At 43.2% G+C, this 21,747-nt stretch carries 21 protein-coding genes; 11 read left to right on the forward strand and 10 right to left on the reverse strand.

The annotated features are described in order from the left end of the window. Window positions 1-65 precede the first annotated feature (65 nt). Complete coding sequence (locus tag F6K64_RS27910) at window positions 66-482, reverse strand: Npun_F0494 family protein (protein WP_008179066.1); 417 nt, start codon at window positions 480-482, stop codon at window positions 66-68. A gap of 257 nt (window positions 483-739) precedes the next feature. Between F6K64_RS27910 and F6K64_RS27915 the strand changes: the two genes are divergently transcribed. From F6K64_RS27915 to F6K64_RS27940, 6 genes are all read left to right on the forward strand, one after another. After that, on the forward strand, window positions 740-1,174 hold the full coding sequence (locus F6K64_RS27915; RefSeq protein WP_008179068.1) for a peroxiredoxin: 435 nt from the start codon (window positions 740-742) through the stop codon (window positions 1,172-1,174). A gap of 131 nt (window positions 1,175-1,305) precedes the next feature. Beyond that, complete coding sequence (locus F6K64_RS27920) at window positions 1,306-3,288, forward strand: response regulator (protein ID WP_287267069.1); 1,983 nt, start codon at window positions 1,306-1,308, stop codon at window positions 3,286-3,288. Between the two features lie 124 nt (window positions 3,289-3,412). Continuing rightward, window positions 3,413-6,253 (forward strand): PAS domain-containing sensor histidine kinase, encoded by a 2,841-nt coding sequence (locus tag F6K64_RS27925; protein WP_287267071.1) that lies wholly within the window; start codon window positions 3,413-3,415, stop codon window positions 6,251-6,253. Then, window positions 6,243-6,623 (forward strand): response regulator, encoded by a 381-nt coding sequence (locus tag F6K64_RS27930; protein ID WP_287253904.1) that lies wholly within the window; start codon window positions 6,243-6,245, stop codon window positions 6,621-6,623. Before F6K64_RS27925 ends, F6K64_RS27930 begins: the two co-directional genes overlap by 11 nt. Window positions 6,624-7,326: 703 nt before the next feature. After that, a complete protein-coding gene (locus F6K64_RS27935; protein ID WP_287267072.1) occupies window positions 7,327-8,799 on the forward strand; it encodes an aminotransferase class V-fold PLP-dependent enzyme in 1,473 nt (490 codons plus the stop codon). 19 nt (window positions 8,800-8,818) lie between these two features. Then, window positions 8,819-9,619 carry a phytanoyl-CoA dioxygenase family protein gene (locus F6K64_RS27940; protein ID WP_008179075.1) on the forward strand — a complete coding sequence of 267 codons (801 nt, stop codon included), beginning with the start codon at window positions 8,819-8,821 and terminating at the stop codon, window positions 9,617-9,619. Window positions 9,620-9,791: 172 nt separating this feature from the next. On the opposite strand, the gene F6K64_RS27945 is transcribed toward F6K64_RS27940, so the two are convergent. Together F6K64_RS27945 and F6K64_RS27950 are read right to left on the reverse strand one after the other, a co-directional pair. Further along, a complete protein-coding gene (locus tag F6K64_RS27945; RefSeq protein WP_008179082.1) occupies window positions 9,792-10,733 on the reverse strand; it encodes a homoserine kinase in 942 nt (313 codons plus the stop codon). 2 nt (window positions 10,734-10,735) lie between these two features. Beyond that, the gene (locus F6K64_RS27950; protein ID WP_287267074.1) at window positions 10,736-11,404 is read right to left on the reverse strand and encodes a 2OG-Fe dioxygenase family protein; all 669 of its coding nucleotides are present in this window, start codon (window positions 11,402-11,404) and stop codon (window positions 10,736-10,738) included. A gap of 305 nt (window positions 11,405-11,709) precedes the next feature. Here F6K64_RS27950 and F6K64_RS27955 point away from each other — a divergent pair, with 305 nt between their 5' ends. The 4 genes from F6K64_RS27955 (at window position 11,710) to F6K64_RS27970 (ending at window position 13,564) form a co-directional block, all read left to right on the forward strand. Next, window positions 11,710-11,955 carry a hypothetical protein gene (locus F6K64_RS27955; protein WP_008179085.1) on the forward strand — a complete coding sequence of 82 codons (246 nt, stop codon included), beginning with the start codon at window positions 11,710-11,712 and terminating at the stop codon, window positions 11,953-11,955. Window positions 11,956-12,088: 133 nt separating this feature from the next. Then, on the forward strand, window positions 12,089-12,709 hold the full coding sequence (locus F6K64_RS27960; protein ID WP_202799145.1) for a RasGAP domain-containing protein: 621 nt from the start codon (window positions 12,089-12,091) through the stop codon (window positions 12,707-12,709). Window positions 12,710-12,740: 31 nt separating this feature from the next. Further along, on the forward strand, window positions 12,741-13,133 hold the full coding sequence (locus F6K64_RS27965) for a response regulator (protein ID WP_044492223.1): 393 nt from the start codon (window positions 12,741-12,743) through the stop codon (window positions 13,131-13,133). Window positions 13,134-13,201: 68 nt separating this feature from the next. Continuing rightward, window positions 13,202-13,564, forward strand: a complete 363-nt coding sequence (locus tag F6K64_RS27970; RefSeq protein ID WP_008179091.1) for a late competence development ComFB family protein — start codon at window positions 13,202-13,204, stop codon at window positions 13,562-13,564. Between the two features lie 143 nt (window positions 13,565-13,707). Here F6K64_RS27970 and F6K64_RS27975 read toward each other — a convergent pair whose 3' ends face one another. The 5 genes from F6K64_RS27975 to F6K64_RS27995 all read right to left on the reverse strand — a co-directional run bounded on the left by F6K64_RS27975 (window position 13,708) and on the right by F6K64_RS27995 (window position 17,574). Continuing rightward, on the reverse strand, window positions 13,708-14,097 hold the full coding sequence (locus F6K64_RS27975; RefSeq protein WP_008179094.1) for a hypothetical protein: 390 nt from the start codon (window positions 14,095-14,097) through the stop codon (window positions 13,708-13,710). 394 nt (window positions 14,098-14,491) lie between these two features. After that, window positions 14,492-15,382: an ABC transporter permease gene (locus F6K64_RS27980; RefSeq protein ID WP_008179095.1), complete on the reverse strand. Its 891-nt coding sequence runs from the start codon at window positions 15,380-15,382 to the stop codon at window positions 14,492-14,494. 79 nt (window positions 15,383-15,461) lie between these two features. Then, window positions 15,462-16,481, reverse strand: a complete 1,020-nt coding sequence (locus F6K64_RS27985) for a daunorubicin resistance protein DrrA family ABC transporter ATP-binding protein (protein ID WP_008179097.1) — start codon at window positions 16,479-16,481, stop codon at window positions 15,462-15,464. 89 nt (window positions 16,482-16,570) lie between these two features. Beyond that, window positions 16,571-16,723, reverse strand: coding sequence for a hypothetical protein (locus tag F6K64_RS27990; protein ID WP_154659661.1), 153 nt, complete (start codon window positions 16,721-16,723; stop codon window positions 16,571-16,573). Between the two features lie 32 nt (window positions 16,724-16,755). Beyond that, window positions 16,756-17,574 carry a class I SAM-dependent methyltransferase gene (locus F6K64_RS27995; protein ID WP_008179100.1) on the reverse strand — a complete coding sequence of 273 codons (819 nt, stop codon included), beginning with the start codon at window positions 17,572-17,574 and terminating at the stop codon, window positions 16,756-16,758. Between the two features lie 320 nt (window positions 17,575-17,894). On the opposite strand from F6K64_RS27995, the gene ectB (F6K64_RS28000) reads away from it, so the two are divergent. Continuing rightward, window positions 17,895-19,148, forward strand: a complete 1,254-nt coding sequence (ectB, locus tag F6K64_RS28000) for a diaminobutyrate--2-oxoglutarate transaminase (protein WP_008179102.1) — start codon at window positions 17,895-17,897, stop codon at window positions 19,146-19,148. Here the strand turns inward: ectB (F6K64_RS28000) and F6K64_RS28005 are convergent. Both F6K64_RS28005 and ectB (F6K64_RS28010) read right to left on the reverse strand, forming a co-directional pair. Beyond that, entirely contained in the window at window positions 19,140-20,099 is a 960-nt protein-coding gene (locus F6K64_RS28005; protein WP_008179105.1) for a glutamate cyclase domain-containing protein, read from the reverse strand. The two genes, ectB (F6K64_RS28000) and F6K64_RS28005, sit on opposite strands and share 9 nt — an antisense overlap. 6 nt (window positions 20,100-20,105) lie before the next feature. Further along, entirely contained in the window at window positions 20,106-21,398 is a 1,293-nt protein-coding gene (ectB, locus tag F6K64_RS28010) for a diaminobutyrate--2-oxoglutarate transaminase (protein WP_008179107.1), read from the reverse strand. Window positions 21,399-21,747: the final 349 nt, after the last annotated feature.

Here is a 21,747-nt window from a genome sequence, read left to right on the forward strand (position 1 = left end):
GTTAGGGCGTCAGAACTAGCCTAGATGATCAATAAATTTAGATATCACCCTGTCACCAACTTGATTTAAACCGACAATCTTAGCCAGCGATTCAAGGTATGATCGAGTCGATCTGATAATGAGGGTGGAGGTAAGGTTTCTCCAAGCCGTTCCCACTTTTCTAACAACTGACGACCCAAAGGTGTCAATCGAAAACTATCCGTAATTCCCTGACCGTCTACTTCTCGACGTAATACACCCACTTGAATCAACCACATTAAATCGTTTTCTACTGCCAATTCAGACCTAGGGCGCGTTGTGTAGTTTTTCTCGACACCTTCAAGACCTACTATAGATAAGAGTGGAACACTGCTAGAACGCATCGCTGCCAATAGAGGCATCCGGAATGGCAAACAGCGCATTGCTTGCTCTGCACGCTTAGTAGTTCGGTCAGGATATTGAATAGGCTGGCTACCTTGAGACTGAATTGAAGTTCTTGCCACAGTTACTAAATCTCAGAACTATACTGACCGCCGATTATCTCTATATTAAGGTTTTTTTGACTTTAGAGGCCAACCTATTGTAATTTACTCTAGAAATTTTTGAATTTACTCAAGACCTAGGGCAAACTGGGCAACAAGCGTGCTTATGTATAATGGTGCTTACAGAAAAGGCACCCTAAAAGTCAAGTTACTACGTAAGTCGTATTACTGTAAACTTTATACATAAGTTCAGTATATTTTTATAGGAAACCAAAGTTATGGCTCTTCAAGTTGGCATGGATGCACCAGCATTTACTGTCAAAGACGACGAAGGCAATACCGTTTCACTGTCGGACTTTGCGGGAAAAACTGTAGTGCTTTATTTTTACCCCAAAGACGATACTCCAGGGTGCACCAAGGAAGCCCAAAGCTTTCGGGATAACTACACTGAGTATCAAGGTAAAGACATGGTGGTACTTGGGGTCAGTATGGATGATGAGGCATCCCACAAACAATTTAAGGAAAAGTATGGTCTGCCTTTCACCCTGCTAGCGGATACGGATGGCGCAATTACCAAGGCTTATGATGTAGATGGTGGCGGTTACTCCAAGCGTGTAACCTACATTATCAACGGCGAGGGCAAAATTACTCACGTTGATGAGACGGTAAAAACCGCTACCCACGCTCAAGATATCTTGGCAGCCATGGGCTAAACAAAGTCAAAACCATCAAACTTCGTCTAAATTTTTGTGAATTTGGGCGAAGTCGTCACTATTTATTTAATCCCTATATATCTAATTTAGAAACTAACTCATCCCCTTAGTGCTGGAGCTGTTAGGTCCCTGTGAGAATCCTGCTAGTAGAAGACGATGAAGGTATTGCCAAAGTAGTAACGGCAGCGCTAGCTAGTCAACATTATCAGGTTGATCTAGCTACAGATGGGGATGAGGGGATAGCACTAGCAGAGATACTTAAGTATGACTTGATTTTGCTAGATTGGATGCTTCCCAAGCTCACTGGGATTGACTTGTGCAAGCAGCTGCGAAACGCACGCGATCGCACTCCAATTATCCTCCTGACTGCCCAAGACACCAGCACTAACAAAGTCGAAGCTTTAGACGCAGGAGCAGATGATTATTTAGTCAAGCCCTTAGACATACCTGAATTATTAGCCAGAATTCGAGCAGTGCTGCGCCGCAGCAGCACCCCCCTACTGCCGGTGCTGGAGTGGGGATTGCTCCACCTTGACCCCAGTAACTGCCAGGTCAGCTACGATCAGGAACTCTTGCATCTGACACCTAAGGAGTATGGTCTAGTAGAGCTGTTTTTACGGAACCCCCACCGCATCTTTAGCCAAAGTTTCCTGCTAGATAATCTGTGGTCTTTTGAAGAACCCCCTACAGAAAATGCCGTTAGAGCTCATATCAAAAGTTTAAGGCGGAAACTCAAGCAAGCTGGAGCCAAAAATGATTTAATTGAAACTGTCTACGGCTTGGGGTATCGGCTCAGACAACCCCCTGAGGAAGGTTCAGCTCAAACAAAGACTGAGAAAAACAAAGGCAAAAAAGTAGCTAAAAAGACACCATCTAACCTCAAACAATCAAAGAGCAAGAGTGATAGTTCCGTTTCCCCATTCCCTAAGGCTCAATCCCAAGAACCAAAGCAATCAGGATTAAGTGCTATTTGGGAACAGCAGAAGTCAAACTATATCAAGCGGATCAATGTATTGGAGCAGTTGGTGACGGCTTGGCGAGATGGTGACGACTGCGGAAAATTGGAACAGGAGGCTTTACGGGAGGCACACACCCTAGCTGGTTCCCTCGGTAGCTTTGGTTTTGATCAAGCTTCTCTCAAATCCCGTGAGATTGAGCAGATATTGAAATCTGCGAAAAAAGTTAGCAAAGAGACCATAGCACATATGTCTCAACTAGTGGTAGAACTAGGAGAACAACTAGAGACAGAGCCTAACCTTCCAAAACCTAGTCAAAGTAAACCACTCTCCACTTTCCACTCCCCATTCCCTATTTCCAACTCCCCACGACTACTGATTGTGGATGATGATTTAACACTAGCGCAAGGGTTAGCTTCAGAGCTAGCAGCCTGGAAAATGCAGGTTGAGGTGGCAGGTGATATATCTCAAGGGAGAAAGGCAATTGCTGGTAACCGCCCAGATGTGGTTCTGCTAGACTTGTGTTTTCCTGAATCATTGGGAAATGGTTTCGAGCTGTTAGAAGAACTGAAAACAACTCAGCCCCCTGTACCTGTTGTAGTATTTACGGCTCAAGAAAGTTTTGCTGAACGAGTCAGAGTGGCTCGTTTGGGGGGAAGGGGTTTTCTTCAGAAGCCTGTAGCACCCCAAAAGGTGATGGATGCGATCGCTAAAGCGTTGCAACAATCCGGTCCACCACAGGCAAAGCTATTGATTGTTGACGATGACCCTCAAATCCTGGATCAGCTACGCACTGTGCTAGAACCTTGGGGATTCCAATTGACTTTGCTAAACGATCCACAACAGTTCTGGGAGACCATAGAGCAGTGTACTCCCGACTTACTGATTTTGGATGTGGAAATGCCGCAGTTTAGTGGTATTGACCTGTGCCAGGTGGTACGCAATGACCCTCGCTGGGGTGAGTTACCCGTGTTGTTTCTCTCTGCTGTTCAAGATGCTGAAACTTTGCAGCAAGTGTTTATGGCAGGGGCAGATGATTACGTACAAAAGCCAATAAGAGACCCGGAGCTATTGGCTCGCGTGTTGAATCGCATTGAGCGCAGTCAACTAAGACTTAAGATGATAGCACAGAAAAATCAAATGTTGTCAGATAAATAAATAACCCTGGTCAGTTAGTGGACGTAGAATTGGCAGATCGGACATAGTAGAGTTGATCACATTTTATTCACAGTTGATGGTTAACGGTTGACTGTCAGCAATCATGTCAATTGTCAACCTAATTATGATCAATTTCTTTGACTATATCTTATTGGCCGAAACCTTTATTTCCCAAAGTAACTGCTACCTTGGGCAGCCTAAAGTAATCTGGCTACACCTGATCAGTGATACTCTCATTACCCTAGTCTACTATGTGATTCCTATACTGCTAGTGTACTTGATCAGGCAGCGGCAGAATCTGCCTTTCAAGGGACTCTTGATTTTGTTTGGGGCGTTTATTATTTGCGGTGGCACCACTCACCTGATGGAAGTATGGACCGTTTGGGATCCAGCTTACTGGCTATCAGGCTCTATTAAAGCAATTACAGCTATAGTTTCTGTCTACACTGCCATAAAATTCTACTTTATTCTACCTCGAATCCAAAATTCACCTAGTCTGGCTGGACTTGAGCAGCTCAACCAGGAGCTAAAATCTCAAATTGAAGAGCGTATTTTGACAGAGCAATCCTTACGGAAACGTGAGCAACGCTGGCAATTAGCACTACACGGAGCTAATCAGGGAATTTGGGACTGGAACCCTAAAACCAATGAAACCTTTTTCTCCAGCCGATGTAAGCAAATGCTGGGGTATGATGAAAACTACGACATCGGAAACTATAACCATCAATGGTGGACACACATCCATCCCGATGATGTAGACCAGGTGATCAAAGCTATGGAGGATCACTTAGCACAAAAAACCTCCTATTATATTCAAGAGTATCGCTTACAGTGCAACGACGGCAGCTACAAATGGATTCTTGACCAGGCACAAGCACTGTGGGATGAAGCAGGTGATGCAGTGCGAGTGGTTGGATCAATTACCGATATTAGCGATCGCAAGCAGACAGAAGAAGCATTGCAAGAAAATGAAAAGGCGCTGAAGTCCAACCAAGAGCGGCTCGAAGCAATTATGAGTTCTCTTCAAGACGTGGTCTGGTCAGTATCACTCCCTTCTGGGATACTGCGCTATGTTAATATAGCGTTCGAGCAAGTTTACGGTCGCCCAACTTTCGAGCTATTCAGCGATCAAGACAACCTCTGGCGACAGTTTATTGTCCCAGTAGACCGTGATCGTGTTGAGAAGGCATGGCGAGCTGTTCAAGAAAACCGTCGTGAATCGTGGGATTTAGAATATAGAATTCAGCTCAGTAATGGAGAAATTCGCTGGCTGAACGATCGCGCTCATGTGGTTATCCGTGATAATGGCACCTCTGTACATCTTCACGGCATCACTACGGATATCACCAAGCGTAAACAGCAAGAAGCTGAACTGCAACAACTCAATCGAGAATTAGAAATTAGGGTTCAACAGCGCACAGCTGCTTTACTCGAAAGTGAACAACGATTCCGCTCGTTGTTTGAATCTGCCCCAGATTTTATCCATATCTTAGATACTCAGGGCATGATTGAGCAAGTCAACCCCGCTGTTATCCAGCAGTCCGGTTATTCTGAATCAGAATTGATCGGTAATCGGTTAGAAGAGTTCTTTACCCCCAGATACCAAAACATTTGCCAGCAAGAGTTTCCAGTTTTACTGGAGCAGGGAACCCATCGTCAAGAAATTGAGTTTGTCTGCAAAAATGGCACTGTTCTTACCACAGACTCCTCCTGCTCAGTGGTTCATGATACCCAAGGAAACATTAGTTATATCTTAGTGTTGCAGCGAGATATTAGTTCACGCAAACGATTTGAAGAAGAACGTACCCAGTTAATTGCTAGTTTACAGGAATCAGAGCGACGGTGGCGCAGCCTTCTCGAAAATGTGCGACTGGTGGTGGTGGGACTAGACCGACAGGGTAAGGTGGAGTATGTCAATCCCTTCTTCCTAGAATTGACTAAGTACACAGCAGCAGAAGTTTTAGGCAAGGACTGGTTTGAAAACTTCCTACCCAATTCCCAGCAACAGTCAGTACAGCAATACTTCCAGGACATCCTAGATCCAGACTTTCAATCCCACTATCAGCACTCGATTCTAACTAAGTCAAAGCAAGAAAAAATTATTGCTTGGAATAATACCCTACTCCAAAATGTCCAAGGAGAGGCAATTGGCACCATGAGTATTGGGGAAGATATTACCGAGCGCTACGCTATTGAACGGATGAAAGATGAATTCACCTCCGTGGTCAGCCACGAACTCCGTACCCCCTTAACCTCGATTCATGGTGCCTTGAACCTGTTATCAACTGGTCTAATTCAACCTCAGTCTGAACGAGGACAGCGTGTGATTGGCATTGCCGCTGACAGTGCTGAGCGTTTAGTGCGACTAGTTAACGATATTTTGGAACTCGAACGTCTGGAATCTGGTAAGATCCGTTTGTCGAAGCAGCCAGTGAATGCAGCTGAGTTGATGGTTAAAGCTGTTGATCAGGTGCAGGTGATGGCTAATCGAGCTGGGATTAAATTGGAAGTCTCGCCCCAAGCCATTGAATCTGAGATTGAATTCGAGGCTGATAGCGATCGCATTATTCAAGTCATAACCAATTTACTTAGCAATGGGATTAAATTTTCAGACAGAGGTTCTAGTCTATGGTTAACAGTGGAACTGCAACACCCAGAGGAACTAGAAACCACCTCACCCCTTGACCCAAACAGTGCCACTATCTTATTTACTGTTAAAGACCAAGGTAGGGGAATTCCTGCTGACAAACTTGAAAGCATATTCGGGCGTTTTCAACAGGTTGATGCCTCCGATGCCCGTAAAAAAGGAGGGACGGGTTTGGGGTTAGCGATTTGCCGTAATATAGTGGAGCAGCACGGAGGAAAAATCTGGGTTGAGAGTACTGTTGGTGAAGGCAGCAGTTTTTATTTTACCTTACCACAACAAACAGCAGCAGCAGCAGAAGGTGATCACCATGACAACTAAGCGCATTTTAGTGATTGATGATGATGATGGGGTTCGAGAAATCATCCAATTTTCTCTAGAAGCAGCAGCAGGGTGGGAAGTGTTGACAGCTGCTTCTGGTAAAGAGGGATTAGCTAAGGCTGAGGCAGATCAGCCTGATGCTATTCTGCTAGATGTCATGATGCCCGAGCTGGATGGACCGGCTACCTTTCGACAGTTACAAGCTAATGCAGTAACGGCGAATATCCCAACCATTTTGCTAACCGCTAAAGCTAGGAGCAGCGAGCAAAAGCAGTTTCTAGATTTGGGGGTAACTGGAGTTATTACCAAGCCGTTTAAACCTATGGAATTGGTCGAGGAAATCCAAGGGATTCTTAATTGGCTCGATTGACTCATCGAAGTGTTAGGTTTTATTAAAACTCCCAAACCTGCAGCAAATCATAAGGAACTTGATTAGGATTAATTGCTGGTAAATTAGTCGGCTTAGTAAACTTACCTTACTTAATTAATTGCTCAGGACTTACGCAGCTACACCAGATATAGAGGTAAAGGTGCGTTACGCTTCGCTAACAAACCCTACAAATAGAGACTTTGCGTAAGTCCTATTCCTGCAACAAAGCGGTTAATAACTCTCATTTTCGTGAAAGCGATCGCTTTCACTTGCGCCACAATATCTGGACAACAAATTAAACACAGCGATGCAGCGCGCTCAAAGGAGACCACCCCATTCGGGCTTTGCATCAAGACAATGAATCGAGGGTTAATTTCCGACTGTATCTTCCATGAGTTAATTGGTATCAAAGCCTTATATACTAAGCTTTTTAGGGCTCATATCACCCCCTCATAAACTCCAGTCAATATTGATTAATTCAAATCTAAGCCAGTCAACATTACTACAATTACTATTTTGCTTGACCATGGATATCATTATTAAAAAATAACTATTAATTTCAAGAAAGTCTATCCGGCTATTATGAATCGCAGTATTTTTTTTAATAATCAGTCCAACCTTGTGGAGTAGAGTTTTAAAAAAGCTTATAATATGGATAGCATCAAGGCACTATATAATTCATTAGTTTTCTTAATAAAAAATAATGGAAAAACACTTTTTACAGTTTAGATCTGGCATGGCTGGAGTCAATAAAACCATACCGACTGCTGATGGCATTTATAAAAAATTAGTGTATGCAGATTGGGCTGGAAGTGGACGAAGTTACCTGCCTATTGAGGCCAGAATACAGCAAGAAATAATGCCCCTAATCACGAATACTGAAGCGGAAGTCAATTACACAAGAACAGCAATGACACATGCATACAAGACAGCCAGAAAACTTATTGCAGAACATATCAATGCCAGTATAGACGATATTATTATTACTGCATCATCAGGTGCAACTATGCTAATCAAAAGGTTTCAGGCAATGCTGGGATTGACACCAAAAACAAATGTCACGCAATCTCTCCCGAGCAACAAAAAGCCAGTGGTATTTGTAACACATATGGAGCATTATTCCAATCATGATAGTTGGATGGAGACTGACGTAACAGTCGAAGTCATTAATCCCGATTGTACTGGGCTAGTTGACCTTGGGCATTTGCAGGAACTTCTACACAAGTATAGGGAATGTCCCCTCAAGATGGCGTCAGTCACAGCCTGCTCTAATATTACTGGTATAAGTCCACCATTTAACTCTATAGCAAAAATCATGCATGAAGCCGGAGGATTCATATTTGTTGATTTTTCCTGCTCTGCCCCATACGTTGATATTGACATGCACCCTCCTCAAGAGAATACTCACTTAGATGCTATTTTTTTCTCATCTCATAAATTCTTGGGAGGACCTGGTTCGTGTGGTATCTTAGCATTTAACAGAAAACTCTATCATCAAGTTAACTTCCTCTTTAGGGGAGAGTCTAGAGAAAATCAACCAAGGCATTTTGACAATTACAAAACTATCAAAGAAATTGAAAGACTAGAATACAGCGGAACTCCGGCATTACTCCAGACAATAAGAGCAGCTATGTGTATTCGCTTGAAAGAAGAGATGGGGGTTGACAAAATACTCTCACGAGATAAGATTCTTTTGAATATGCTGTGGAAGAAACTCGAAATAATCCCTAACCTTCATATTATGGCATCTCAGCATCGAGATAGGCTTCCTATTATCTCATTTTACATAGATAATTTGGACTCGTATATAGGAGCAAGATTGCTCAACGATAAATTTGCAATACAGTGCAAAGCCAGTCGCGCAGCACCAGGAAGCTACGGGTATAGTCTTCTAAAAGAAGGTAAGCCAGAAAGTCAAGAGGATAGGTTCAATTATAACCAGCAGCACAACCCACAATTAGGGTGGATTAGAGTTTCCCTCCACCCTGTCATGATGGATGAAGAAATTAAATTCATAGCAGATAGTATAATACAGCTAGCCAATCGGCATCAAGAATGGAGTCAAGACTATTTGTATGATAGATATCGAAACTCTAAATCACAAGCAAGTATCAATCTAGACTGTCAAGCTCAAGAAGCAATGACAACGATTTTTTCACGTAGTTTTGTCCATTAATTTAACTGAGACTTTAGGAATGACTGAAAAGACTAATAAGCGTTACCCGCTAACAGAAGAAGAAAGAGTTTTTTTTGATGACAATGGATACTTAATACTGAAAGGCGTCTTACCTGATGATGTAGTGACATTAGCTTTAGAGAAGGTCGATGATTTATGGAGAAAGCACAAACAGAAAGAGCCAGAATCTCAATCTATTCACTTGTTTGACTTTGTAGAAGAAGAAGATTTCTTTCTTAATCTATTAGATTGGGATAAAACTATCACTAAAGTTGTCAACCTATTAAGCTCTAACATTTTCTTATTCCATTCTCATTTAGATGTCAACTTACCGGGTGAACAACCATTGCCGATAGAGAAGCTAGAATGGCATCGAGATAGTGACATCATAGAAATGGATCTCAATGTATTGAAAACTCATATGTTTTCTGTCAAGGTTTCTTACTGGCTCAGTGATGTATCAAAGCCAAATCGGGGAAATCTTCTGATAATTCCTGGGAGCCACAAGATGGAAAGATCATCTCTTTCCAAAGCAGATTTTGAAAAAGCAGTCCCGATGCTTGTTGCCCCAGGAGATGCTGTATTTTTCGATCGAAGGGTTTGGCATGCTCGAAGCCCAAATATCTCTAGCGTTACAAGGAAAGCTCTTTTTTATGGATATAGTTTTAGATGGCTGGCTTCACGGGATATTTTTAGAAGACATAAAAAAACAGATAACCCTGTTTGGAATCAACTCCTAGGCTGCTATGAAGATCCTAGATCTCGCTATAAACCCAATCTTAAAGATCTACCTATGGGTATTTGGGATGTAGATAGGTGATAATATCTCTTGAAAAGTAGCGATCGCTACTTTTGCAAGAGTTCTAATGGTAGACAGGAGTGGAGCTCATGCCGGTCATGCTTTTATTTTATCCGACGAGTTCCAGCATTTCCCCCGTTTTATTCGGTCTAATTTAACACTTGAACAGGCATCATCCCTAGCTCTGGAGAAATCAAGCCGGATCAAATATTGATAGGAAATCTTCTTGCCTACATCTTTTTACATCCTCAGCTATCCTAACCATCTTCCAATGCTCATTTCTCAACTCTATATTAGGTGAATGAATATTATACTTCCAAAATCTCCAGAAAGAGGTTGCAGTTGCCGCATAACCGATTAATACCTGTAAAAGCTCTTTTTCTAGAGGCTCTAACGAGCGAACCTGTTCATATCCCTTGATGAAATATTTCGCTTTAACAATATCAATTTTTTCTTGGTTTTGGCATAGTCCAAGGATTCCCATTCCCAAGTCAAATAAGAGGTAATAGTAACAAGATTGCTCAAAGTCAATAAAGGCTTTCAAGTTATTTTTTTCATATAAAATGTTATCATAAAAAAGATCACCATGAATTAAGCCCATTGGTAACTTAATGGGCAATAAAAAATTGAGATCTTGATACTGATTCTTGAGCCATGACTCATAAGACAGATCAATTGACTTGCCAAAAACTGTTGAAAAAAGCTCCAGTCCATAATCGTGTGACTGAGGTAAATAAGGAGGAGCAGGAACTCTATGTAGTTGTGCCATAACACGACCAACCTGTTCTAAGAGAGTTTCGTTTAATAAAGTAGGCACTGTTCCGTTAATCCATTTCTTGACTAGAACAGGTTTTTCATGCCATTGAGTTACTATTTTATCGGAATAAGTTGTTTGAACTTGAGAAGTGGGGAATTTGTATCTTTCTAAATATTGAAGAAGATACCCCATCGTGCATATTTTTTCTAGAGAAGCTTCTTCAAAGACAGTTACTATGTATTTTCCATCTTTAGACTGTAAGCAGTAGTTTGAATTAGCATTTCCTCCATTAATAGGAAAAGAATTGATCGCTTCAATACCATAGTATGAAGCTATTTTTTCTAACTCAAAAGAGCTTATATTAGTATATATTGCCATCTTTAATAAAATTCTATTATCAAAACATCTCGAAACCCTTTATCACTTCCAGGCAATGGTTTTATATCTGTTACTCCATGGTAAACCAGAGTATCAAGGACAAAGATAGTCTCTCCAAAATTACTTAAGTTTATTTCTTCTATTAACTTCAGATTGTTGTCATATATTTTAGTAGTTCCTCCTGTGATCTGACTTTTATTTATGAAATGAATTGCGAAAAAAGGATGCCCATCCTTATGGATACCTTCAGGTGTTACTCGCCCAGTATTTTGGGCTGTAGTAAGAGTTCTAATTTGGTGAATTCCCATATTATATTCCTTACTAGTTATAAGGCCATGTTTTAAGAAAAAACAAAAATCATAATTTATTAAGTCAATGAAAATTGGATCAGTCAATAAATTGTCATCTATCTTTTCAAAAATTCTGCTTTGACCTCCAAACAGCCTGTTAAATCTCTCTCCCTGAAAATAAGTTGATCTCAAATATTCAATCTCACTATTTCTGTGAAAGATTATGTTTGAATATCTTCTCTGCCTAAATTTATGATCGCCTTCAATATAGGTATCAGTTACTAAATGATTCCAGTAATTCAAAAAATCTGGATTTTTAGGCTTTATTGATCCGTCGTCCAACTGCAAATGAAGATATCCTTCTTTTCTTAAACTAGACATAGTTCTGATGAATATTTTCTCCTAAATTCTTTCTCCTATCGGAACTTAGACAAAAATCAAGACCAAACATAGCCCAAAGAGGCTTTGTAAGCAGCAAACACGTCCTGATTCTGCTTGAGCCAATTGACATGCGCGATCAGACATGGCGGCTCCGTTATGCTTCTAAAGCTTCTGTGAATGTGTTCATTCGCGTAGCGAATGGCCAAGCTTTGTTAGAGCATTGCCTTCTTAGACCCCAGGGTAAAGGTATCTTATTTTGAAATGCTTACTGCATATCAGATTCATACTATAACGTAGTTTTGCGTATGAATCTTGAAATCTTTGTCTTGATGGTAAGGATTCTATACTTTAGATGCATTTGCCCTGGGTTCAAAGATATCACCATTCCCAAGCAGGAGGGGGAAGAAGGTGCGATGTATGAATTAACTTGGTATGATGGAACATCACCTCAGTTCCATCTTCGGAATCTTCCCCATCTTCGGTATCCCCGAGATATCCCCCCTCGACCTCTGGTTAAGATTTGCATAATTGGGATGCTCCCGATTCGATAGCACTCACCTTTGAGATCTTACAGATTACCCCTAAGTTGGTAGCCTACCCAATCACAGTATCTTCACATTTGCGCCCTAATTTGTATTTGTAGGTAAGGTAAATCGATCTTGGGTTGAACTTCGGGGTATGGGTATGATTTTTTCAAACAAAGGTAGCAGTTCCAGTAATTGTTCCAACGCCACTCCTTTGGAGCAATTATCCCTGAGTCCCACGATCAGTCCTACGATCGATTTAGCTTATCCTCACCACCCAGAGCACCAGAGGAGACAAACCTTCACACCAGTTGTCCTGGGTATCAACAGTTTGCTTTTGACCAAGGAAGGAAACATGGGTACCACCAGCCAAGCCCAGGACTATGAGTCATACATCGGATTAGCTGTGGATGTATTTCAGAGTCAAGACTCAACATTTATCAAATCTCTTAAAGACTTTCTGACTGTTTTACCCAGTCCCACTTATATTGAGCAAGTCTTACTGGCAGCGGTTTATCGACTACCAGAGATTAACCTTGATGCTTGTTACTGGCTATTGCGTCATCCCGATTATTTGATGCCCGAACTTGACTTAGTGGCAGTAGCGATGGCTGTCGCAATCAAGAAGCTTCAGGAGCAAGGGTTAGTGTTGGGTCAAGATTTTAGCATTGAACCGAATGGTCAGTTATCTCTCAGTACTCTGGCAAAAGATAAGTTATGGTTCGGTAGCTCAACTAGCGATCGCCTCTTGCTAGAACGGATTATGCAAGTTGGGGATTAATCTTGATCATGAATTTATAAAGCCTGGAGCGATGAACAAAACAATTTTATTAATTGAAAATGATAAAGTATTGCGCTCAAATTTCTCCGATTTACTTGAATTAGAAGGATTTAATGTCCTTACTTCAGACGATGGTTGGCTCGGTTTAAATTTAGCTAAAGTTGTCCGACCTGATTTAATTATTTGTGAAATTAATATACCATCCCTTGATGGGTATGAGCTTCTCCAGATATTACGAGATAGGTTAAAGACAGCGAAAACACCGTTTATATTTCTAACCAGTCAGTCAAAGGAGGATGGCTATGCTCGCGCTAAGGAACTTGGAGCCAATGATTATCTAACCAAACCTGTAGATAGTCGGGAACTGTTAGCAGCAATTAATCAGCAGTTAAGAATACTTCCCTTGACTTCAAACAGGGCTTAAAACAAGCTATTTACTAATTAAAAAACCAGTTCGCCATAATAAATCGGTTTGCAAAAGGAGTGTAAACGATGGGTAAAACCCTTGTTCACGTAACTACACCGATAGTGATTCAAGAAATTGAAAACGTCTTAGCAACGTATCCGGAGTTTCCCTATCAAGACGTGTTTTCTCAGTCTAAAATACGCCAGGATTTAATTGCTTATGTCCTCAGCAGAATTCCGAATCATTACGAAGCCCTAGACAAGATTGAACCATCATCAAAAAGCCAAGAATTACGTCACTTATCCTCAGAGCATAAGCTGTATTTAGAAAACTTGATTCACACAGGAATCTATCATATCTTGCATCTAATGTTAAACTACAGCTGGGATAATTGCCCGATGCCTAAAACGTTTACCTCAAGGTCTATCTCCTGTGATTCCTTAGCTTGATTTCCCAAAGTTTATATCATAAAATAGCAGTTCTCAATTGGGTATTGAGAACTGCTATACCATCCATGGGATAACCCGTAAACCAAGGGATTAACCGGAGTTGATATCAAACCTGATCCAAACCTGATCCAAAGTCTCTAAGATTATCGGTAACTTTCGCTAGCCCCAGATGTAGTAGGTTGGTTTTGTGGATATTGGTTTTCTGGATATGCTAGTTGGGGATTGCGCAACCGTTCCAACTGTAAACGCCGAAACTCAGAAGCAGCATCGTCTAGTCTCTGAGACTGTCCCTGATTGAACTGATCGATATCAACTGTACCCAATTGGGCATTATGGATTAAATCAAAAGCGTTGAAACCACTGTCTCCAAACCCCCCAAATGTGTCTTGCTCGTTAGGGTTATTAAAATTTTCATCCGCTCGAATAGTACCTATACTTTGGGCAGTAGCGGACCCGTGCAGTAACGCTGTAGTAATGCCAAGGGCTACACTCAATACAGCTACAGTAACAACAGATTGGTTGCTGATCGTCATAGGAATCCCCCCTCAATGGATAAATCTCGCTGGTATACTGCTATAGAATTATATATAGTTAACCTGAGTTAACCTGAGTTAACCTGCACAATTGTTACAGGTTCATTTTGGACGGTTGACGCGACCCTGTCAATAGTCAACCGTCAAGCATCAACCATCAACAAAAAGCTATCAACTCAACTACTAGATTATTGGCAATGGCTTCTAGCAGTTTTCAATTGGGTGAGGTACAAATTTATGGGTTGCGCGGGAGTAGGGAGTAGGGAGTAGGGAGTCGGGATGCAGTGAGGTCTTTCGGGTTTTCCCCATCTCCCCATCTCCCCATCTCCCCATCTCCCCGCCCCCGGCTAGCAAGGGTAACACCGGCCTATGGCTAAGGCTCTAGGGTGAATAGTTACAAGCGGCGGCTCAGTAGTGGAGAAATTGCGAGTAATACGACTGTGCTAAAACCAAGCAATACCAATAGGGATTGGCCAAAGGTAATAGATGCCCAAGGAGCCTGCATCACAAGACTACCAAAAGACCAGTCATTGTGGAGATAGAGATAGCGAATTGGTTCAATGGCATAGCTGAGGGGGTTAAGACTGGCTACTACCTGTAACCATTTCGGCATGAAGGACAGAGGAGCAAGGGCTGTGCTGGCAAACAGTAGGGGTAAGTTGGTAACAAAAATGACTGCAATTAGTTCAATGTGACCCGGTAGAGCAAATGCTAGTCCTAGACTGAGGGCTGTGACTCCCACCACCAGCAAGAATACAATCAAGGCAATCATAGCCAGACCAGCTAGGTTGGGTAAACCGGCTCCTAAAAAGGCACTGGCGGTGACAATTGCCACAGTTTGCAACAAACTCAGAGCGATTATATATATGGCTGAGGCTGCAACAATAGAGAAACGAGATACTAACGGAGCTACGAGTAAGCGGTTGAGGAAACCAAATTCCCGGTCAAACATGATCGGTAAGCCAGCATTGAGTGCTCCAGCAAAGGCGGTAAACACAATCACACCTGCACCTAGGAATTTGCCATAGCTCAAACTCTCGCCAAAAATCCCTTGAGGAGCGTTTTGGAATAATGCCCCAAATAGGATTAGCCACATTAGGGGCTGGATAATACCAGCCATTAAGGTAGAAGGTCGCCGTTGCAGCTGAATAAACAGGCGTTTGGTTAGGGCTAGGGTTTCTTGGATAAATTCACTTACACCAGGAGTATCATTGACTGGGATTGGTGCAGTAAGGTCTGGTTGCCAGTTAAGGTCGGATTTAGGAGGGGTAAAGGTTTCACTCATATTTATTTCTACAATAGATTCTTACAATAATTGGAGCAATCTTTATTTACTTTCCACTAAGCTCTGTCCTATCTCTCCTTTAGGCCATATTTTGTTTACGCTCTGCCTTGGGATCCCGTTTCCCAGCCTCAGCCAGTTCAGCATCCATCAGGGTTTTACCTGTGGCAGCCAGGTAAACATCATCTAGGCTAGGTCGCGACTGAGCAATGCCAAAGGTTGGTAAACTAACGTCTTTTAAGGCTTGCTGAATGATCATTAAGGCATCGCTTTGGGGTTTAACCACAAGGTTAAGGGAATTGCCCTGATTGCTGTTAATAATCACCTCTCGCACAAAGGGCAAGGACTGAAGCATATCTTTGGCTTCCTTAGCTTCTTCCATGGGGCAGAATTCCCGGATGCGCAGGGTAATGCGATCGCCTCCAACACTATCCTTTAACTGAGATGGTGTCCCCTCAGCTATGATCAAGCCTTTGTCAATAATTGCGACTTGGTCAGCTAATGCGTCTATTTCTTCGAGGTAGTGGCTGGTGATTAGTAATGTGGTTCCTGAGTCTCGCAACTTTTGCAACAGTTCCCATACCACAAATCTGCTATCAATGTCAAGACCTACTGTGGGTTCGTCTAGTACTAAAACATCGGGTTGGTGGAGTAAGCCAGCGGCTAAGTCCAGCCGCCGACGCAGACCACCAGAGTAAACGCCCGTTTTTTTATTGGCATACTCCTTGAGCTGCAAAATGTCAAGCAGTTTATTGATGCGTTCTTTGGCAACTGCTTTGGGGAGGTGATAGAGGTCAGCTTGCAATTGGAGTAGTTCTTTACCAGTGAGTACCTTATCTAGGGCAACTTCTTGGGCTACATAGCCTAGGCGGCGGCGTGCTGCCCTAGGATTGTGTAGTACTGAAATGCCAGATACCTCAATTTTTCCAGCGTCCGGTGCCGTGAGAGTGCATAGGCAACGAATGGTGGTGGTTTTACCGGCACCATTAGGACCGAGTAAGCCAAAAATTTGACCCGGTTCGACTTGTAAGGAGATGTCTTTGACGGCGTGGACATCTCCATAGCGTTTTTGGAGGTTCTGGATTAATACAGCGGCAGCCATAAGCTTTCCCTATGCCGGTCACGACTACACAAATCTCAACACTTGTTATTGTAGCCGGTTGCGCTGGTTAGGGGTAAAATTTAAGGTTTTTAGGCAAAACTGCTGAGGAGTGATTGGGTGTATAGCCCAGCCCGTAGATGCGTTCGCGTAGCGGCTCGTACCGAGCATCGCGCCCCGCGTGACCATTCCCGTAGCGTGGCCTTTTGGCCAAGGTCAATCGCATCCACTGAATCTACACTCAACCTATGGCGTAGCTGTCTTAACTTGCCACGGATTAGTGATCGCTAACCTTGTCACAGAGGTAGAAGCACCAGCCTAACTCACGAGCAGTAATCGCCTCCTGGGTTTTATCAAAAGCAACGCTCAAATCCGGATAAGCCTCCCGAGCCAGCTCGGACACCAATTCGTAACTCTTTTTCAGGTGTTCGCTCATTTCCTTGACCTGCAACACGTTAAATCCGATCTGAGTGAGTTTTTCTGTGTAGACTTCGGGACTATATGTCGGATCAACCCTCTGTCTGTCGTAGACATACTTACGGGCTGTTTCGCTGATTTCCTGTACTGGCGTTACCAAGTCATCAAACAGGAAGATGCCTCCTGCTCCTAGGACACGATAAACTTCCGCCAGAGCCTTTTCGCGCTCGTGGATGTGATAAAGAGCGCCTTGACTCCAGGCATGGGTAAAGGAGCCATCTGGAAAAGGTAGGTTAAGGGCTGATTCCTTTTGGAAGCTCACCCGCAGAGAGGGAAAATTACTAGCCTTCGCTCGAGCATTCTCGATATAACTGCTACTGATATCGATTCCTACTACCTCACATCCCGTTTGCTGAGCCAGCCAAACGGCAGCGTTGCCATTTCCACAAGCAACTTCTAGTACCCGGGAGTCAGCAGTAATACCGCTCTGTGCCAGCATATATTCATCCCAGCGCTTGCAGGCTGGCACAAAGTCCTCAGGCCGAGCCTTGGCTAAGTTTTCGAAGTAACCCCAGTGGAGACTGCCTTCTGGATCCCAGAAACTGCGGAAACGTTGGTCTCGTTCGCGATCATCAAACAATGCCTCGGTCTGAGCTTCAGTAAATTTACTTTTTTGCATAGTTAATCCCAGTTAATTCCACGCTCTTGTTGGTTTCTGATACTGATCAAAAAAATTTAGACTATAGCAATCCTATTTTAATTGTTAAACTGGCTCTTTGATCAGGGTATACCAGTTGTTGTGCCTTATAAGATTTTTAAGGATAATTTTGGTTTTCACAAATGATCTAGGATTGCTATAGTCACCCTAAATAGTATATATTTTTCTAGGTTTCGGTGTTCGTAAAGTAAAGTGAAGCAAATGGAATAGCTTCGCGTTTTGTACACCACACACAATTGTCTCACCTACTTGAAAATACTAACAATAGGCAGGTTTAGCATATGAACATTTTCACCAAGCTTGAGTCAGAAGTCCGAAGCTACTGTCGATTGTTCCCAACAGTCTTTACCAAGGCAGTGGGAGATACCTTGATAGATGAGAGTGGGCGTACTTATATAGATTTCTTGGCAGGTGCCGGTGCCCTCAACTACGGACATAATAACCCCAAGCTCAAAAAGCGTCTCCTCGAATACATTGAGTCAGATGCCATCACCCACAGCCTCGATATGTTTACCTCTGCCAAGCAGCAGTTTCTCGAACGTTTCGACGAAGTAATCTTAATACCGCGAGGACTAAACTATAAAGTTATGTTTACCGGTCCTACAGGGACTAATTCTGCGGAGGCTGCTTTGAAGCTAGCCCGTAAAGTGACTGGTCGAAAAACAGTCATCTGTTTTACCAAAGGCTACCACGGTCATACTTTAGGTGCCCTAGCTGTTACACCTAATCCGACCTATCAAAAGGCTGCGGGCATTCCCCTCGGTAATGTCTTAACGGTCCCGTTCGAGGATAAAAATGGCACCAAAGACGACAGTCTTGATTACTTAGAAAAACTGGTTGATGACCTGAGCATAAATCAGGAAAAACCCGCAGCAGTTATCCTAGAAACTGTTCAATCTGAGGGAGGAATTAATGTTGCTAGTGTTCCTTGGCTTCAACGCCTTGCCCAGATCACTCAAGAGCGAGAAATTTTGCTAATTGTTGATGATATTAAAGTGGGATGTGGTCGAACTGGTCCTTTCTTTAGCTTTGAGCGGGCAGGGTTAAAACCTGATTTAGTTTGTCTGGCTAAATCTTTAAGCGCCTATGGAAACCCGATGGCTGTGGTACTGATTCGACCTGATTTAGACTGTTGGAAACCAGGGGAACACAGTGGGACTTTCCGAGGCAACAATCTAGCTTTTGTGACTGCCACAGCTGCTCTCGACGAGTACTGGGAGACAGATACTTTTACCCAGGAAATTGCGGACAAAGGTGAGGTAATGAAGAACCGACTCAAAGACATGATCACTCGTTATCCAGAAGTCGGCGGCGAACATCGAGGACTTGGTTTGATTCAAGGAATCGCCTGTGAACAAAAGGGGCTGGCTAAAAAAGTTAGTAATGAAGCTTTCAAGCGGGGTTTAATCTTTGAACCCATGGGAGTGAACAAAGAAGTGATTAATCTTCAGTCTACATTAACGATTGATCCCGACACTTTGACCCAAGGGCTAGATATTTTGGAGGAAAGCATTGGAGCTGCTCTCTCAAACTGACTTTGTCAAACCAGCAGCTTCTAAAATTTCTGTCAAGACTTTACCATGATATTCCCAGGGTAAAGTATCAACTGCAAGCTCTTGGACTGCTGTATCTCCATCTACCGCTGGTCCCTCTTTGACCACAGTGGTCAAAATATGTTTATCGGTCTCTAAGGTTAATCCCTCAGTTAACTTAGATTTCAAGTCTGGTCGGAGTAAACCAACAGCAGTGAGTAACCCGATTGCTGCCCAATTTGATACACCGCAAACGATGAGGTGATTACAAGGAATATTGCAGGCAATTTGTTCTCCTGTGCTAATACTTTTGGCAATGAGTTCTTTAGGAAGTGTTCCCATACCTAGTTCATTGCCAGCATCACCAATTCCAATGGAAATTATTTCACTTAGGATAAATAGGAGATGCAAAGGAGCGGTATGAGCGGTGATATCATTCCCGATCATATTTCGGACAGTACCATCGTAACTTGGGCCTGCTCTTTCAATAGAGATAACATGGGAAACTGGTGGTTCAGCACTTTGCCATGAATTCACAATAGAAGAAACGGAGGGATCTTCTGCACTCGCTGCATCGACAGGAACGACATCAAAAGGAACTTGAGCAGGTATTCCTGCTGCCCGAGCAGCAACCTTGACAGCATTAAGGCATAGAGGATCGGTAACTAGACGGACAGGGATTCCAACTCTAAGTAATGCCGCTGCTAGGTGAGCGCAACCGATGGGGCCATCCGTTTCCGCCGCTGGAGGAGTTCCATGGGGAACAAAAAAGCCTGTCATAATAGCCACATGGGGGGATGGATGTTCCGCGATGGAGCGAGCTGCACCAAGCAGCCCCCCCTTGGCAGCCTCCACAAGGGGCTCTATACCATTACCTATATCCCGTCCACAGATGTTTTCAATTTTTTCTATCCGGGTTTTGACTTCTGGAGAATTTCCAAATGCAGCAGTCATAAGCAATTAAACAGATGCTCCTAAATCAACTAACTTTTTAGAAACTGTCTCCTGGATGACTTGGTTGACACTATTTTCGAGGAGGTCTAGCCCTTTGTCTAATACTTCTTCGGAAATTGTTAAAGGCGGGAGACATCGAATCACCTGCCCCTGTGCGCCAGCTGTTTCCATGATTAGCCCATTAGCAAAGGCTGTCCGGATGATTTGATTAGCTAGGTTGCCATCTTTGCAGTCTAAGCCCTGAATCATGCCCCTGCCTCTAACGGAAAAACCGGCCTCCGGGTTATTTTTTGCGATCTGTTCCAATCGAAGCTGCATTCTGCTTCCTTTTTGTTTAACGGAGGCTGACAAACTGTCGTCTTGCCAATAGATTTCCAAGGCTGCTTTGGCGGTAACAAAGGCTAGGTTAGGTCCTCTGAAGGTGCCACTGTGTTGACCTGGTTTCCACTGGTCTAATTCGGGTTTGATCAGCACCAATGAGAAAGGAAGACCAAATCCACTCAAGGATTTGGAGATAGTAACAATGTCAGGGGAAATACCTACTTGTTCAAAGCTGAAAAAGGAACCAGTCCGTCCGCATCCCACTTGGATGTCGTCTACAACTAAAAGCACATCATGTTTACGACAGACTTTTTCAAGCGATCGCAACCACTCAAAGCTGGCTACATTGACCCCACCTGCTCCCTGAATTGTTTCTACAATCACTGCTGCTGGAAGCGCTACGCCACTGCCTCTGTCGGAAAGGACTTTGTCTAGGTACTCTGTAGTATCAATATCCGAACCCAAGTACCCATCATAGGGTATAAAGGTTACGCCTGTGGTGGTGAGTCCTGCAGCGTCTCGCTGGGAAATGTTGGCAGTTGTTGCTAAGGAACCTAGGGTTACGCCATGGTAGCCATTGGAAAAGGCAATGACCGTTTCCCGTCCCGTTATGTTGCGGGTCAGTTTTAGAGCTGCCTCCACAGCATTGGTTCCTGTTGGTCCAGGAAACTGAACTTTGTAATTCAATTGCCTGGGTTTAAGGATAATGGCTTCAAAAGCTTCGAGAAACTCCTCTTTCGCTACGGTTGCTAAATCGAGACCATGGACAATACCGTCGGACTCCAGATAACCCAGCAGTCGTTCTTTTAGTTGTGGGTTGTTATGTCCGTAATTGAGGGTACCCACTCCACTCAGAAAGTCAATGTACTTAATACCTTCTTTATCTTCTAGAACAGCTCCTTGTGCTTTCTTAAACACCGTGGGAAATAAACGGCAGTAGCTTCGCACATTGGATTCCAATTGATTGAAGATTCTCATGAGATTATCCTCATTAGTGTTATACGTGATGCTTTCCGCAAGCTACCTCAAGGTTCTGCTACTTACCTTTCAACTGGTGGCGATTCCTACTCACCCCCTCACCCATTTCTCTTTTCATCAACTCACCAAATCCTAGGGTAGGAATCGCCAGGATGTCATGACTCAGCTACATTAGTCAGCTACATTAGTCAGCTAACACTTAACTCTTAAGCTGACAGTTAGCTTGACACTCCCCGCTTTAAAAAGACGGGGATTCCATGATCTTTGACCGGCCTTAAACCTTCGTGTCCAAATGGCAATATCTAAGCCGAAATCCCGTCAAGACTAAGATTTCAGTTCAGCTCACGAA

Source organism: Moorena sp. SIO3A2, assembly GCF_010672265.1.
Lineage (GTDB): Bacteria > Cyanobacteriota > Cyanobacteriia > Cyanobacteriales > Coleofasciculaceae > Moorena > Moorena producens.

What these genes read in the sequence shown, in the direction of transcription:
- F6K64_RS27915 (WP_008179068.1), top strand. Translation starts at nt 740, where the DNA reads ATGGCTCTTCAAGTTGGCATGGATGCACCAGCATTTACTGTCAAAGAC.
- F6K64_RS27925 (WP_287267071.1), top strand. Translation starts at nt 3,413, where the DNA reads ATGATCAATTTCTTTGACTATATCTTATTGGCCGAAACCTTTATTTCC.
- F6K64_RS27930 (WP_287253904.1), top strand. Translation starts at nt 6,243, where the DNA reads ATGACAACTAAGCGCATTTTAGTGATTGATGATGATGATGGGGTTCGA.
- F6K64_RS27935 (WP_287267072.1), top strand. Translation starts at nt 7,327, where the DNA reads ATGGAAAAACACTTTTTACAGTTTAGATCTGGCATGGCTGGAGTCAAT.
- F6K64_RS27940 (WP_008179075.1), top strand. Translation starts at nt 8,819, where the DNA reads ATGACTGAAAAGACTAATAAGCGTTACCCGCTAACAGAAGAAGAAAGA.
- F6K64_RS27945 (WP_008179082.1), bottom strand. Translation starts at nt 10,733, where the DNA reads ATGGCAATATATACTAATATAAGCTCTTTTGAGTTAGAAAAAATAGCT.
- F6K64_RS27950 (WP_287267074.1), bottom strand. Translation starts at nt 11,404, where the DNA reads ATGTCTAGTTTAAGAAAAGAAGGATATCTTCATTTGCAGTTGGACGAC.
- F6K64_RS27955 (WP_008179085.1), top strand. Translation starts at nt 11,710, where the DNA reads ATGAATCTTGAAATCTTTGTCTTGATGGTAAGGATTCTATACTTTAGA.
- F6K64_RS27960 (WP_202799145.1), top strand. Translation starts at nt 12,089, where the DNA reads ATGATTTTTTCAAACAAAGGTAGCAGTTCCAGTAATTGTTCCAACGCC.
- F6K64_RS27965 (WP_044492223.1), top strand. Translation starts at nt 12,741, where the DNA reads ATGAACAAAACAATTTTATTAATTGAAAATGATAAAGTATTGCGCTCA.
- F6K64_RS27970 (WP_008179091.1), top strand. Translation starts at nt 13,202, where the DNA reads ATGGGTAAAACCCTTGTTCACGTAACTACACCGATAGTGATTCAAGAA.
- F6K64_RS27975 (WP_008179094.1), bottom strand. Translation starts at nt 14,097, where the DNA reads ATGACGATCAGCAACCAATCTGTTGTTACTGTAGCTGTATTGAGTGTA.
- F6K64_RS27980 (WP_008179095.1), bottom strand. Translation starts at nt 15,382, where the DNA reads ATGAGTGAAACCTTTACCCCTCCTAAATCCGACCTTAACTGGCAACCA.
- F6K64_RS27985 (WP_008179097.1), bottom strand. Translation starts at nt 16,481, where the DNA reads ATGGCTGCCGCTGTATTAATCCAGAACCTCCAAAAACGCTATGGAGAT.
- F6K64_RS27995 (WP_008179100.1), bottom strand. Translation starts at nt 17,574, where the DNA reads ATGCAAAAAAGTAAATTTACTGAAGCTCAGACCGAGGCATTGTTTGAT.
- ectB (WP_008179102.1), top strand. Translation starts at nt 17,895, where the DNA reads ATGAACATTTTCACCAAGCTTGAGTCAGAAGTCCGAAGCTACTGTCGA.
- F6K64_RS28005 (WP_008179105.1), bottom strand. Translation starts at nt 20,099, where the DNA reads ATGACTGCTGCATTTGGAAATTCTCCAGAAGTCAAAACCCGGATAGAA.
- ectB (WP_008179107.1), bottom strand. Translation starts at nt 21,398, where the DNA reads ATGAGAATCTTCAATCAATTGGAATCCAATGTGCGAAGCTACTGCCGT.